Genomic DNA, 14344 nt, shown 5'->3' on the forward strand with positions numbered 1-14344 from the left:
AGATTCGCAGGTCGGCCATCGTAACGGTATCGGTCATTTGACCGATACCGTTACGCGCTATCTCCAGCGTGAAATACCGCCCGAATTTCGTTGCATCCTGGCGCCCCGCGCGCAATCGTCCGGGATGCGGATCAGTGCACCGATGGTCTGACGGGCACGCAAAACGCGACTCATCAAAGTTCGGAACGGTATACCCAGCACCTCGGCCGCCTGCTGATAAGCCAAGCCTTCAACGGCAACGAGCAGCATCACGACCCGCTGCGGTTCGGGCAAGCGTTCGATTGTGCCGATGATCTGCGTATGGGTGGGCGGCCGTTCGGGGTCTTTGCCGACCTGGTCGGCGATGTTCTCGAGCAAATCGCTGTCCCACTCCAAGGTGGGACGCTTGCGCGTGTTGTGTGCGGGGAATTCGCTCGCCCAGGTGGAATGTACGATCGAAAACATCCAGCTGAGCGGTGCCGTTTCCGCCGGTAGTTGATCGGCACACTCCAGTGCGCGCAGACAGGCGCGCCGGATGAGGTCTTCCGCGCTATGCTGGTCGCCCGTGAGGCGGACTGCAAATGCCCATAGCCGTGGTAAGAGATCGGGAAGCAGGGAACGCAGGTCGGTACCGCTCATCGGTCAACACCCTTTTTCATGATTGCCGGACCGCGCGCCAAACAGCGAGTGGGCTTTCACTACAAGGGCCAGTGGACGCTCCAGACTCCCTGTCGTCCGGCGGAGGATCGAATGGCTCACTGTAACTTCCAGGTCGATCCCCGAGGTAACGATAAATTTGTGCATGCCGATGTTAGTTAAATCGACATCTTTACCCAATATTTCCCCTTCCCTCGCTCAATGCGCTTCGCCCTTTGGCACTGCAGCCGGCAGCCAGCCAGGCTTCTCGGCGGATGCTCGGAACCGCACGTATTCCACAGTGCAGTAGACCATCAAGTCCTGCGACGACATGGGGTTGATGGTCCGATCGCCAGCGCCCGAAACCGGTCGACAGAAACCGGCACGCGCGGGCGCGGTGATGATGCGTGAGTCCCGCGGCGACCCGCCACGTCCCTACTGGGCGCGATTTGCTTCGATCACGGTCAATGCCGCCATATTGATGATGCGCCGGACCGTTGAGCTGGACGTGAGAATGTTCACTGGAGCATCGACGCCGAGCAGAAAGGGGCCAACTGCGACATTGCTTCCTGCCCCGGTCTTGAGCAGGTTATAGGCAATGTTGCCTGAATCCACATTCGGGCAGACCAGCAGGTTGGCATCACCCTTAAGGGGCGACGTTGGCAAGATCCGGGCGCGTAGCGATTCGTCGAGCGCACAGTCACCATGCATCTCGCCGTCTACTTCGAGATCCGGCGCCTGCTGCCTGACGATCTCCAGTGCCTGACGCATTTTCGCGCCCGAGGCTGCGCTACCTGAGCCGAAGTTCGAGCGCGAGAGCAGCGCGGCCTTGGGTGCCAGGTTCAGCCACTCCATCTGCCTGGCAGCGCTAATCGTGAACTCGGCGATCTGCTCCGCGCTCGGATCATCGTTGATGTGGGTGTCCACCAGCGCCACGGTACGCTGATCGAGCAGCAGAATATTCATCGCCGCGTAGGTGTTCGCTCCGCGCTTCTTGCCAATCACCTGATCGACCAGTCGCAAGTGGTCATGATAGGCGCCCACTGTGCCGCAGATCATGCCGTCGGCGTCGCCAAGCCGCACCATCATCGCGCCGATCAAGGTCAGACGGCGGCGCATCTCGACCCGCGCCATCTCCTTGGTGATACCGTCCCGACACATCAATTCCCAGTACGTCGTCCAGTACTGCGGGAAGCGTTCGTCATATTCAGGGTTGGTCACTTCGACGTCTTGCCCTAGCTTGAGCCGCAAACCGAATCGCTCGATGCGTGCCAGCAGCACTTCCGGGCGTCCGACCAGAATCGGTCGCGCCAGCTTTTCGTCGACGATCACTTGCACGGCGCGCAGCACGCGCTCGTCCTCACCCTCGGTGAAGACGATGCGCGCGTTGCCGCCATCGCGCACGAGTCGCTTCGCGGTCGAAAACAGCGGCTTCATGAACGCGCCGGAGTGGTATACGAACTGCTGCAACTGCTCGACATAAGCGGCCAGGTCGGGCAGAGGACGCGTCGCCACGCCGCCTTCCATCGCTGCTTTCGCCACGGCTGGCGCAATCCGGGTAATCAGGCGCGGGTCAAACGGCTTGGGAATCAGGTATTGCGGACCGAATTTGATGTCGTCAACACCATACGCGGCCGCGACGACATCGTTCTGCTCCTCTTCCGCAAGACTGGCGATTGCATTCACCGCGGCAATTTCCATTTCACGCGTGATGGTCGTCGCGCCAACATCCAGCGCACCGCGGAAGATATACGGAAAGCACAGGACGTTGTTGACCTGATTCGGATAGTCCGAGCGCCCCGTGGCAATGACAACGTCGTCGCGCGTCGCATAAGCGAGTTCCGGAAAGATTTCCGGAGTCGGATTGGCCAGCGCCAGAATCAGGGGGCGCGGGCCCATCGTCTTTAGCATGTCGACGCCAAGAATGCCGCCTACCGAAAGCCCCAGGAACACATCGGCGCCTTCGATAACCTCGGCCAGCGTGCGGGCGTCAGTTTCCTTCGCGAAGCGCGCCTTGTCCGGGTCCATCAGCGCGGCGCGGCCACGGTAAACCACCCCTTCAATGTCGGTCGCCCAGATGTTTTCCACCGGCAAGCCCATATCGACCAGCAGGTCGAGGCATGCCAATGCCGCCGCGCCCGCGCCCGAGGTCACCACCTTGACCTCCGAGATGGCTTTGCCCACCACTTTCAGGCCATTGATAAAGGCCGCTGATACGGTGATCGCGGTGCCATGCTGATCGTCATGGAAGACCGGAATCTTCATGCGCTCGCGCAATTTGCGCTCGACGGTGAAGCATTCCGGCGCCTTGATATCTTCGAGATTGATGCCGCCGAATGTGGGTTCGAGGCCAGCGATGATTTCGCAGAGCTTGTCTGGATCGGTTTCGTTGATTTCGATGTCGAATACATCGATACCGGCGAACTTCTTGAACAGCACGGCCTTACCCTCCATCACCGGCTTCGATGCGAGCGCCCCGATGTTCCCGAGGCCGAGTACGGCGGTGCCGTTGGTGATGACGCCGACCAGGTTGCCGCGGCTCGTAAAGCGATGCGCCAGTAGCGGGTCCGCCGCAATGGCCTCGCAGACGTCGGCCACGCCGGGCGTGTAGGCGAGCGCCAGATCGCGCTGGGTCACAAGAGGTTTTTTCGCCGCTACGGAGATCTTGCCTGGCGTGGGAAACGCGTGATAATCGAACGCGGCTTGCCGGTCGGTGTCTGTCTGCTTCATGTTCTGTGCCTCAGTGGGTGCGCCGAGCCAGTCCCGACGCGATTCGTTGAAGCGATTCTAGAGAGCCGCCATAGGCGGATGATTTTGTTTTACTATCGCCCCATCATTTTTTTGTGATGGTTACATTGGACGGTCGATGACATTTGAGTCGAACGACATGGTCAGGCGGCTGAGTGCGCGCCTGAAGATGCGGCATCTGGTGCTGTTGCTGCAAATCCAGCAGCATGGCTCGCTGACGCGCGTCGCGGAACACATGGCCAGCAGTCAACCGGCGGTGACGAATGCGTTGGCGGAACTGGAGAGCCTGTTCGGCATGCCGCTGTTCGAACGCTCGTCGCGCGGCATGCTACCCACCGCACTGGGCTCTGTCGTGCTCGAAAGGGCTCGGGCGATGATCCACGATCTCGATCATCTGGCTCGCGACGTGAAGGCGGTGGCCTCTGGCCATGCGACGCATTTGCACGTCGGCGTGATTCCGTTTATCTCCGGTCAGTTTCTGTCGGCAGCGCTGACGCGACTGCATGCCAGTATGGAGCGGCGCGTGACCGTGACGATCCACGAAGGGACGAGCGATCAACTGTTGCCGCATTTGCGGGATCATACCGTCGACATCGTGATCGGACGCGCGGCCTCGTCGGTCGATTTGCACAAGACCCACTTTGAAGTCCTGTTCCGGCAGCGCCCCCGGTTAATCGCGAGCCGGCGTCTTGCGGCACAACTTGCACGCGTAAAGCTCGACTGGAACAGGCTGGCGACGCTGGACTGGATCCTCGGTGCGCCTCATACACCCATGAGAGAACAGGTGGCCGACCTGTTTCTTGCCGCAGGAACGCCGCCCCCCGTGCCGGTGGTGGAGAGTTACTCGTCCAGGCTCATCGGCGAAATGATTGCGTCAAGCGAAGAAGCCGTGTCGATCGTACCTTCGGATATTGCAGAAGAACTGGTTCGAATTGCGGGTGTCGCAATCGTGCCCTATTCGTTTGAATGGACCCTTCCCCCTATTGCGCTGTTTACCCGCTCAGAAGGGCCGTATTCAGCGGCACAGAATCTGTTCGTCGAATCGTTACGCCAGATATGCGCGCAAACCTACGCTGAAACGCGGGGTTGAGGTCGACGTTGCCCGTGGCTTGCTGAAGCGTGCGTCAAACCTGCCCGACTCGAGACATGGATTGTCACATGGCAAACGTCTCAGATTGGGCAAACCCGGAAGCCCATCGAGTGCCGCCAACCGGTGCCCTCGTCGCCGCACCGATCTTCCGCAGTGGACCCGGAAGGGACAGTCGCGTCACTTGAGCACGCACACTCCGAGTTGCCGATCCGCTGGTTTGCCGCGGGGGCGTGTGCGACCATCACGGGATGCGCGCGAGGTGAAGATTCGTCAGCCCATCCCGCATTTGATCATTGAATTCAACATGATCAACGTGACGTTCCGTCGCTATGCGTCGGCCCCGGTGCATCGCAAGTGAAAGTCATCTCGCGATACCGGTCGACCTGCGTACCGGAGGCGGCTGAAGCGGGTTCGAGCGACGACACAGCTCGAACGGCGCCCTCACCACACACCTGCTCTGCGCGCTTAGCGCAGGTTTTTCCACTTTCGAAGAGGCCTTGACATTGCACGCGGTACGTCTGCGATCCGTTTGGCAACGTAATGAGGTCAGTGTTATGGGTTGGGCCGGATGCGGTCGTGCAACCCGCGGCTAGCAATACGCAAGTCGTGAAAAGAATGGTTGGAAGTTTCATGTTTCTCTCGTTAACTGGGTTAGCCAAAAATCAGGAAAGCGCCGAAATCGTGTGAAACAGGCCCGTGTCGCTTTCCAGGGGCAATGTGATCGGGTGGTGTCGAGCGTCGGGTCACCATTGGTACGATGCGCCGACGCCCACGTTCGTGCCTCCGGAGCTCACTCCGGCACCGACGCGCACCTTCACGTTCTGCGTGATGCGGGCAGTGGCACCTAATGCTGCGGCCTGATAGCCTCGGTAGTTTGCTGTGCCGACGCCGACTGCAATCGTCTTGCCGAGATCGACATCCGGGATCATGGAGAGCGCTGTGGCTGCCGCGACGCCGGAATATGCATCGCGCGCGACACCGTTCACTGCGTTATCTATTCCGCTGAGGCGCTGGTCGGTGTACTGGTTTGCCTGGTACTTGGCTGCGGTAAGTTGATCGACGTTGACTGCATCTGTGCCATTCGCGCCAGGGGCAACGTTCACGATTTGTCGTTCGTTGCCTGCCGTGCCCACGGACACCGTGTTCTCGCGTGTTGCCACGGAGCCGGCGCCCAAGGCCACTGAGTTATCTGCGCTCGCCTTCGCGTTAGCGCCCATCGCCGTGGCATGTGTGCCACTGGCCACGGCGGCTTCCTTGTCGCGTTGTCCTTCTGCTTTGAACATCGGATTCGCGGCTGCGGACGTATTGCCAGAAATGCCCGAAATTGCTGAGTTAAGCTGGTCCATGTTCACCGCATCGGAGCCTTGCACGCCGTTGGCGACGTTATGGATAACGGTGCCACCGTTACCTTCGAGTGTGATGCTTCCGTGGTTGACGGTGCCGTCGCTATTTTTGTCATATCTGACCGAACCTTCAGCAACGTCGCCGACTGTCGACGAGAGATCGCCCAAGGCTTCGCTCACAGCATAGAGCTGCGAACCATTGACCGCATCCGTACTACCGGCACTGATCCTGCCGGCAGCCACATTGGTGATGGTGCGTTCATTTCCGGCCGAGCCAATGCTTACCGTGCTCGATGGATTACTGCCTGCAAACGCGTAGTACCGGCCCCCGATTACATACCCGGAAGTGCCGACGGCCGCGGCCGTGACGGAGCCTGCACCCAGCGCAACGTCGTCGGCATTATTCGCCACCGCCCCCATGCCAATGGCCACGCTGTCTTGCCCGGTTGCGCGGGAGTCAGTACTGGACGAATTGGCGTGAAAGTACTTGATGCCAGTAGTGTTGATGTCCTCGATATCCGCGGTGTTCTTATTCACCTGCACGTTGGTGGCATAGAGCTGCGAACCGTTGATGGCGTCCGTCGAATTCGGACCCACCAGGCCGGCGGCAACGTTCTGCACACGCCGTTCCTGCCCCTCGCTGCCGACGCTGACGACACCGACGGGCGTGGCGCCGGCGAATGCATCATTCCCATCCGCGAGATTGCCCTTCGGGTAGGTTTGCAAACCCGCCGTATGGGAAGTCCCTTGAGAGGGGTCACCGTCCTCCATGACGGATTGAGTACCGAGCGCGACCGAATTGCTGAGGGTCTGCCGAACGTTGTTGCCGAGAACGAAGACATCCGACTGAGTCTTGTCGGCTACGTTGAAATTGCCAATGACGTAGCTGTGGGCCGCATCGACCGCGTTCCAATATCCGAAGGCCCCTGAAAAGCTGCCCGAGACTGCGCTCAGATAGCCGACGCTTGTCGCGTAGTCGCCGGTTGCGGCGGCTTGGGCGCCCAGCGCTGAAGCGCCCGTGCCGCTCACGCGCGCACTGCGCCCTACGCCGGTGCCCTCGTATCCTGACACGTTGGTGCTTTGACCCACGGCCGTGCTGTAGTCGCCGGTAGCACTCGAGCTAGTGCCCAGCGATGTCGCTGCCCGTCCTGAACTCGTCGCGAAATAGCCGACAGCGGTGCTGGAGTTATTTGTCGCCTGCGCGCCCTGGCCAATCGCCGTGCTGTAGATGTCCGAGGCGGTCGCATCTTTGCCGACCGCCGTCGTGTAGTCACCGGTTGCGGATGCGCCTTGACCCAAAGCCGTTCCGTACGTGCCGGAAGCGGTGGAGCCCTCGCCGATTGCCGTCGTGGAGGCGCCACTTGCGTCGGCCCCAACGCCGGCCGCCGTGCTGTTCGATCCCGTTGCGCTCGCTCCGGGCGCGGCCCAGTTGTTTTGTGCTTGTGCGTAGGACGATGCGGCGAGCATCGCTGACAGCAAGAGCAACGTGGCCGTATCAACGACGCGACGTTTGCGCGATGCAATGAGGCGATTAGCGCGTCGCGGCGCCGCGGCTGGTTGGGCTTTGCCACGGCCCTTGGCGATTTCTGCTGCGGCGACCCACGTTTGTGTCACCGCACTCCACACATTGACGAATACCCTATTCATGTTGACCTCTCTCAACGTTGTGAACACGTTGATTCATTATTTGAAGAGGGGTCGGGTTGGCGAAATAATGCGATTCTGAATGTCGTGTAGTGCGTCGACTACATGTGATGCGGCCTTGTTGGGCTTAAGCAATCGCGCTCACGACTGGGGCACGCCGCGCGGCAGACGGAGCACCAATGCGACGGAACCATCCGTTCCGCGCTCTGCGGCGTGAAGTTCCGCTCTGAGCGCGTGAGCCATTTTCCTGCACAGTTCCAGTTCGAGGTCGGGTTCGGCGACACGACTTTCCGTGCCGTCCGAAGGTCCTCGCCGGGGGCGCGCATCGTGTCCTTCGATTCGGAGTTCGATGTCAACCATCCCACCGCTGCGCAATACAGCATGCACCTCGACATTGATGGGGGTTGTGCCGTTCTTGCTAGCCGCGCGATGCAACAGTGCCGTAAGCAGCCGCGCGTAGCGCATTTCATCAAGCCACACACATCTCAGGCCTCGCCCGGAGAAGGTGGTGAGAATCTGGGAGCTCGGCAGCGATGTGGTGACCTCCATCTTTTTCGCCACGTCGCGGGTAACGACCCGAAGATCGCAACGCGTGATATTGGGCCAACGAACCGTTTCTGCTGTCATCGCCAAAAAGCGGAGGTACTCGAGGCGTCGCCCAGCCATTTGCAGTTGCTCGCCAATCTTCTTGTGCGTATCGATCAAGGTGCCGCAACCATCATGCAGCCCGCTTGCCGAATCAAGAAGTGCCATGGCTTCGGCGATACGAGGGGACACTTCATCGCCGTGCCGTTCCAGCAGCGCCGCATTGAGCGCGCCCGCCGCGAGCGCCTCGGCCGCGGCATCCTGGTGCTCGAGCATGATCTCTTCAGGCCCGTTGATGTTGACGGTGCCGCAGAGATAGGCATTGACGGCGCCATGCGAATCCGGCAACGGTACACCCCAATGCAGACTAATTGTCGGTTCCCCTTGCAGTACCCCAACGACGTCGATGCGATAGGTAGTCTCGTGCGCGACAGCGCTTTTGAATGCTGATTCGATGCGCTCGGCGGTGTGGTCATCAGCGCCGAACAGCCGAATCTGCTCGCGCAGTCCGATACCTAGCGGTTCGTCCACTTGCAGTGTTTTGAACCGCCTTCGCAAATCCTGATTGGCGAACACGGGGCTGCCGTCGAGTGCGCGCACCGAAACCGAGAAAGGCAGTATGTCAAGCAAGGTGTTAACGTCGGCAAAGCGTGCAGTTCGCTCTGACCCGGTGTTTTGCGCGTTCACCTCGGCCAGCGGCGCCTGTACGGCCGGGGCGAGCTGATTGCGACGGGCAAAATCCACGAGTTCAACGAGCGAGCGGACGTTCAGCTTCTTGAGTAGACGTGACTTGTACGTGCTGATCGTGCGCTCGTTCAATGCCAGTTCGTCTGCGATTTCATGCACGCGCGATCCTCCAGCGAGGTAGATCAATACGCTCAATTCGCGTTGCGAGAGGCTCTTGAGTGCTCCCGTGTCTTCCATCGCGGAAGGTTCAATGTCCGCACCTTGGGCTGTCTTATGCGGAAACCACGTGCGCCCGCGCTCCACCGCCTTGAGTGCAAGGAGAAACTCGGAGAACTCGCTGGTCTTGCTAACAAACGCGGATGCACCCGCTTGAGCGCATTGCAAAATCATCGGCGCATTCGTCACGTCGCTGAACACTAGCGTCTTGATCCCGGGGTACGCGCGGTGCGCACGGCGGATTACCTCGATGCCGTTGAGCCGCCGCAGGCGCAGGGCCAGCACCAGCAGGTCGGGAGTCTGGGCACGCAACAACTGCATGGCTTCCAGTCCATCACGCGCCTCGCCGACGATGTCGTAGCCTGAGCGTTCCAGTACCAGCCGTAAAGCCTCGCGGGCGATTGACTGGTCTTCCGCAATGACGATGCGATACATTGCCGCCCCCTGCGCTAGCCGTCTTCTGACCAATGGTAGTACCGCAGCGGATGGTTTCGTATCTCTTTCGCGATGGCTTCGACGAGCGAGGCCGAGTCGCCGCCGCGGCTTCGACCGGCCACTGTCATGGATGTGGGCAAAGGGCAGAGCCGCATGCTGCCCGCGGCCGGTGCGGCAGCGCTTTGGCGGACCGGATCGCGCGAAACTATTCCATGCGATCAGCATTCCGAATGATCCGTTTGATGTGCGGTCGATCCGCGGAATGACGCAGCGCGCGTGCCCCGCGCCAGACCGCCTTACTGATCCTTCGCGTCCTTCACGCGCGCATCCGCTCTTTCCTTTTCGGCGTCGGCTTGTGCATCAGCCCTCTTCCTGTCGGCCTTCGCCTGCTCTTTCGCCGCCTTCTGGTCCGCGTGTGTGACCGGCGTGGCCGTTGGATCGCCGCTCGACTGTGCGGATGCGTCGGTGGCAATCGTCAAGGCGCCAGCCGCCGCGAGGGCGAGCAGGACGGCGCCGAGACCGCTTGCGGGTTTGCGGATCGTCGACATACGTATCTCCGTTTGAGGCAATGACCACGCTCGGGTAACAAACATCCTGAGTCAATGCCCCTCACCATGTGTACCGGAATCCGATATCGCCCCAGACACCCTTCTGGCTACCGGTCGCGGAGCTATTGATGGAGAACTGGTAACCGAACTGTCCGTACAGACTCATACGCGTGTCGAGTTTTGCGGTCACGCCCGCGGCGAAATCCATACGCGTGAATTGCTGCGCAAGCGGCACCTGGTCGGCCCCCGAGTACAACGTCGTCGCCTGCGCGCCCCAGTCCCGCCAGAGATTCGCGCGCACGTACGGCTGCCACACCTGTCCATGGGCGCCGTCAATAGTCCACTGCCCGCGCACGCCGAGCCGCCCGGTGACCCCCGACGTGGAGCCCGGATCGACCGAACCCAGTCCGTCGTTCGCCTCGGAGAGACCGACATGCTGCCAGATGATCTGCGCCTGAGGCTCGAGCACGAAACCGGGCCCAAGCGGCAACTGAAACGGATAGCCCGTTTCGAGCGACGTGGCGAACCCCGTTCCCGAGATAGGCAAGCGCGCGTTCTGTGTCGTGGCGTCGCCGCCGTAGGAGGTGCCCTGTAGTATCGCGTCGATGTACCACCCACCAGGGCCGTAATGTGTCCAGTACGCGCCGCCGGAATACGCGTTGAGGTTCACCTTGCCGGTATGGCTCAATACATAGGCGGTCGCATCCGCGTTGGTAACAAGCCCGTCCACGTCGACGTTGCTGTTGCCGTACGCAAAATAGACCCCGGCCGCGTCGTGATGGGTGGGCAGCAAACTGCCGCGCCACACATCCAGGCCCGCCTGCATGCCGAGTATCTGACCGTTCGCGCGAGCATCGGTATAGGTCTGGTAGCGGTTGTCGACCTGCTCGCCGAACATCCGGACCCAGCCCGAGTGGGCGATCCCTGCGCCGTCCATGCCGCCTCCGGCGTCCGTGAGCGTGTCGCCGATACGCTCGTGCATCGTGCCGAGCATGGTGAGGCCGAGTTGCCGCGCGAGCGGTTGCACGACCGAGTAGGTGGCAATCTCCGGCCCAATGATCGGGTACTCGCCAGGTGGCAGCACGGACGGCGGCGGATTGAGAGGAAGATCTTGCGGGTTTGGGATAGCGGGCTCCTCGGGGAGGATCGGCTCGCCAGGGACGGAGGGTTCCCCGGGCTCTGGCCCGATGACCATATCCGAGCGCAGGAACCAGTCCTCGGAATCGGAGCCGGCCACACCGCCTCGATAGAGACGGTAGTCGAAGGCGCCGCCTCGCGCTTCACCGGGGGCAAGCGCAAATGCACCGGCTGTCGTGCCGTTATTGGCCTGCACCAGTTTGATGCCATCACCGACCGTTAAGCCACCCGGACCGCCGGCATTCGCCACGCGGACCAACGCCTGACCGTTGACCGCGCTTCCGTTCAGATCCAGCACCAACAGGTCTGTGTTCTGTATGACGCCATCGTTGAGATAGGTGTTGAACAGCACCTGGCTGCCGGGGCTGAACGTCGCATGATTGCTGTCAACCGTGAAAACGCCACGCGCTCCCGGCTGGCGCCCGGCAACGGACAGGCTTCCCCCTAGCGTGAACTGGTCGGCAATCACCGTGCCCGCCACACCGCCTTGCAACGTGGTTCCGGCAGCCGTCGCAAACGTGCTGTCCGACGTACCGCCCACCGTGGTGGCATGCACGCCGTAGACGGCGCCATTCGCGACCTCGAACGTGCCCGCCTGAACATCCGTGTTGGCGTAGACCTGCGACCACTGATTAGTGAGGACGCCGTATCGCGAACCGTCAAAGCTGACCATGCCGGGCCCGCTCTTGGTGACCGTGATCAAGCCGTTGGCGCCATTGTTCTGCAGCGGATCGTAGAATGTGATGCTATGCCCGGTCGCTGCGTTGAGGGTGACCGCGGTTCCGCTGCCGCCATTGGCTATGTAGATCGCATTGGCCTGGGGCGTTCCGGCGGTGTTCTGGGTGTTCCCCGAGAAGCTGATGTCGCCCCCCGTGGCCGAAAGAACCAACGAGGCGGGATCGATATAAATCGCCCCGCCGAGGCCACCCGCGCTGTTGCCCATAAAGGCAAGATCGCCCCCGCTGGCCGACAGGCTGAGGCTACTGCCACCGCGCATCGCACCGCCCTGTGCTGCCGCCGTGCCGGCGGTATTGCCGCTCACCGTCGACGCGCCGGTGGCAACCAGGTCGATGTCGCCCAACGCGTAGACAAATCCACCGCTGCCGCTGCGACTGGTGTTGCCCTGAGCCGTCAACGCGCCACTGATGCTTACCGCCTGCGCGGAATACACACCGCCGCCATCCTGCGTCGCCGTGTTGTTCGACATCACGATCGGGCCGCCGGTCACGATGGTCGGACCGTTCGACGAAATCGCGCCGCCGTGCGAAGTCGTATTCGCTGACGTCCCGTCCGGATTGAAACCCGCGTTGTTCCCAGTGATGGTGACCGTTCCGCCGCTGTTACCGATCGCGAAGTTGGCGCTGCCATTGATCGCCCCTCCATGACTGCTGGCTGTGTTGTTGATGAGCGATACGTTGCCGTTGCTGGTCGATAGGTTGACGTTGCCGTTGTTGGCGAGGATCGCCCCGCCACCGCCACTGCCGGCCTGATTGCCCGTCATGCTGATATTGCCGGTCGTGGTCACGTCGCCGGCCAGCGCGTAAATCGCGCCACCCGCGCCAACTAGCGCGACATTGTCGTTGGCGAGCAGGTCGCCGCTCACGGTCACCGTGTTGTTGGCATACAGGGCACCGCCGTTACCTGTCGCCGTATTGCTGGACATGGTGATCGAACGTCCCGTTACATTGATCGCGCCAAAGGCACGCAACGCACCACCGAACCCGACCGAATGCTGCGTGCCATCTTTATTGAAACCTGCCCTGTTGCCGGTCAGCGTGATCGACGCAGCACTATTGCCGACCGCTATCGTGCTGGTCCCCGAACTGGCCGCGCCTCCGCTGGTATTGGACAGGTTGTTGGTCAACGACACATCGCCACCGGTGGTCGCCAGCGAGATACCGCCATTGGCGTAAAGCGCGCCGGCCGGCGACGTGTTGGACGGGCCGCCCGCGAAGTTGCTGTCCATACTCACGCTGCCATTGATCGTGATGGCGCCACTCGCCACATAGATCACGCCGCCGCCACTGCCATTCAGCGCACTATTGTTGTTGGCGACCACGCTGCCGTTGATGGTCACCGGCTGGGTCGCATAGATGACGCCCCCGTTGCGACCGGCCGAATTGTTGATGAAGCTGACCGTGCCTGTCGTATTGATGACCAGTGCGCCCGTCGTATTGATCACCCCACCGTTTACCCCGGCAGGGACCAGACCGCCGGTGAATCTGATATCGGAAAGATTGAGTATTGTGGCGCCGCCGGAGAAGTACGCGTAATGGCCGGCGCCGTCATTCAGGGTGACGGTGCTGCCGCTGGCGACGCCGTTGATCGTCAGTCCTGGCGTGCCCAAGGGCAACGCCTTGGCAAACGAGGCGCTGGTGCCATTGGACAAATAAGCGTCGCCCTGGAGGTTCCAGATGTCGCCGTTCGCCGGCGTGAAACCGTTCAGATTAGCGCCGGCCGGAATGGAGGTCTGCGCGAACGTCGACTGGCTGGTCACCATTAGCGTCAGCATGACCAGCGACAGCAGTCTGCGCTTGTAGAAGGCACGACAGACGAATTGAAGGACACGCGCGCACCAGACTCCATGCGCGGCTTCCACGCATCGTCCTCGAGCCGCGTGGCGGACGCTGGTGCTCGTCGCGCTAGCGATTTTCCTGTTAATCGGCGAGATGTCGACGCCGCTCCTGACGTGCTCATTCGCGAATATGCCCGCTGCGCGCACTGCCGTCGTCGGTGCGCTGACAAAGCTGGGGAGCGTCAATGCGTGCTGGTCTGGATGTCGTGAGCAACGTCTCATCTGCCGCCTCCAGATGTCATCTGTATCGGCAAATACAAACTCTGCACACGGGAAATGTTTGCGGAGACAGATTTAATACAGGACAAATTCGGATAACTAAAATACATTCTCGCAGAATGTAAGCTAATCTCCTCTTCTTATGTGCGGCTCCCTTGACCGATTCATCCCGGGAGTCTTCCGGTTCATGCCGCGCATACGAAGGTTACTCGATGTTTGTTCACGCTGCCATTTAAAATCGGTACGGGATGTTATCAAATGTGCGGCGCACGATGGTCGACGGTAACCTTCCAGCTTGAATAAAAAAACGCCAACGACTAAGGATAACAATCTAATCCGCAAAGCGGCACAGGTATGCGGTTTGCGTCGATTGGATCCCTCACGGGTGTGAAACTATTGAGTTTCCCATAAAACATGACAACCGATTCGATGCTGGCGCGTTATATCTCTAACGGATTGAATGGAGATACGCGCCATGGCAAAGAAGCCGTTGGACGAGGCA

At 60.9% G+C, this 14344-nt stretch carries 6 protein-coding genes and 1 pseudogene; 1 reads left to right on the plus strand and 6 read right to left on the minus strand.

Annotated elements, in window-relative coordinates:
• Window positions 1-57: 57 nt before the first annotated feature.
• Together HV796_RS32595 and HV796_RS32600 are read right to left on the minus strand one after the other, a co-directional pair.
• Complete coding sequence (locus HV796_RS32595; protein ID WP_175232015.1) at window positions 58-618, minus strand: RNA polymerase sigma factor; 561 nt, start codon at window positions 616-618, stop codon at window positions 58-60.
• Window positions 619-1050: 432 nt separating this feature from the next.
• Entirely contained in the window at window positions 1051-3345 is a 2295-nt protein-coding gene (locus HV796_RS32600) for an NADP-dependent malic enzyme (protein WP_175232016.1), read from the minus strand.
• 136 nt (window positions 3346-3481) lie between these two features.
• On the opposite strand from HV796_RS32600, the gene HV796_RS32605 reads away from it, so the two are divergent.
• Window positions 3482-4453: a LysR family transcriptional regulator gene (locus tag HV796_RS32605; RefSeq protein ID WP_175232017.1), complete on the plus strand. Its 972-nt coding sequence runs from the start codon at window positions 3482-3484 to the stop codon at window positions 4451-4453.
• Between the two features lie 743 nt (window positions 4454-5196).
• Here HV796_RS32605 and HV796_RS32610 read toward each other — a convergent pair.
• The 4 genes and pseudogenes from HV796_RS32610 to HV796_RS32625 all read right to left on the minus strand — a co-directional run.
• A pseudogene (locus HV796_RS32610) lies at window positions 5197-7431 on the minus strand (YadA-like family protein); the annotation flags it as partial.
• A gap of 150 nt (window positions 7432-7581) precedes the next feature.
• Window positions 7582-9363, minus strand: a complete 1782-nt coding sequence (locus tag HV796_RS32615; RefSeq protein WP_175232019.1) for a response regulator transcription factor — start codon at window positions 9361-9363, stop codon at window positions 7582-7584.
• A gap of 296 nt (window positions 9364-9659) precedes the next feature.
• Window positions 9660-9911 carry a hypothetical protein gene (locus HV796_RS32620; RefSeq protein ID WP_175232020.1) on the minus strand — a complete coding sequence of 84 codons (252 nt, stop codon included), beginning with the start codon at window positions 9909-9911 and terminating at the stop codon, window positions 9660-9662.
• Between the two features lie 61 nt (window positions 9912-9972).
• Window positions 9973-13647 carry an autotransporter outer membrane beta-barrel domain-containing protein gene (locus HV796_RS32625; RefSeq protein ID WP_175232021.1) on the minus strand — a complete coding sequence of 1225 codons (3675 nt, stop codon included), beginning with the start codon at window positions 13645-13647 and terminating at the stop codon, window positions 9973-9975.
• Window positions 13648-14344: the final 697 nt, after the last annotated feature.

Origin of the sequence: Paraburkholderia humisilvae, from assembly GCF_902859855.1 — a bacterium.
GTDB classification, from domain to species: Bacteria; Pseudomonadota; Gammaproteobacteria; order Burkholderiales; family Burkholderiaceae; genus Paraburkholderia; species Paraburkholderia humisilvae.

Coding starts and splice junctions, on each gene's coding strand:
- HV796_RS32595 (WP_175232015.1), bottom strand. CDS start 618: ATGAGCGGTACCGACCTGCGTTCCCTGCTTCCCGATCTCTTACCACGG.
- HV796_RS32600 (WP_175232016.1), bottom strand. CDS start 3,345: ATGAAGCAGACAGACACCGACCGGCAAGCCGCGTTCGATTATCACGCG.
- HV796_RS32605 (WP_175232017.1), top strand. CDS start 3,482: ATGACATTTGAGTCGAACGACATGGTCAGGCGGCTGAGTGCGCGCCTG.
- HV796_RS32615 (WP_175232019.1), bottom strand. CDS start 9,363: ATGTATCGCATCGTCATTGCGGAAGACCAGTCAATCGCCCGCGAGGCT.
- HV796_RS32620 (WP_175232020.1), bottom strand. CDS start 9,911: ATGTCGACGATCCGCAAACCCGCAAGCGGTCTCGGCGCCGTCCTGCTC.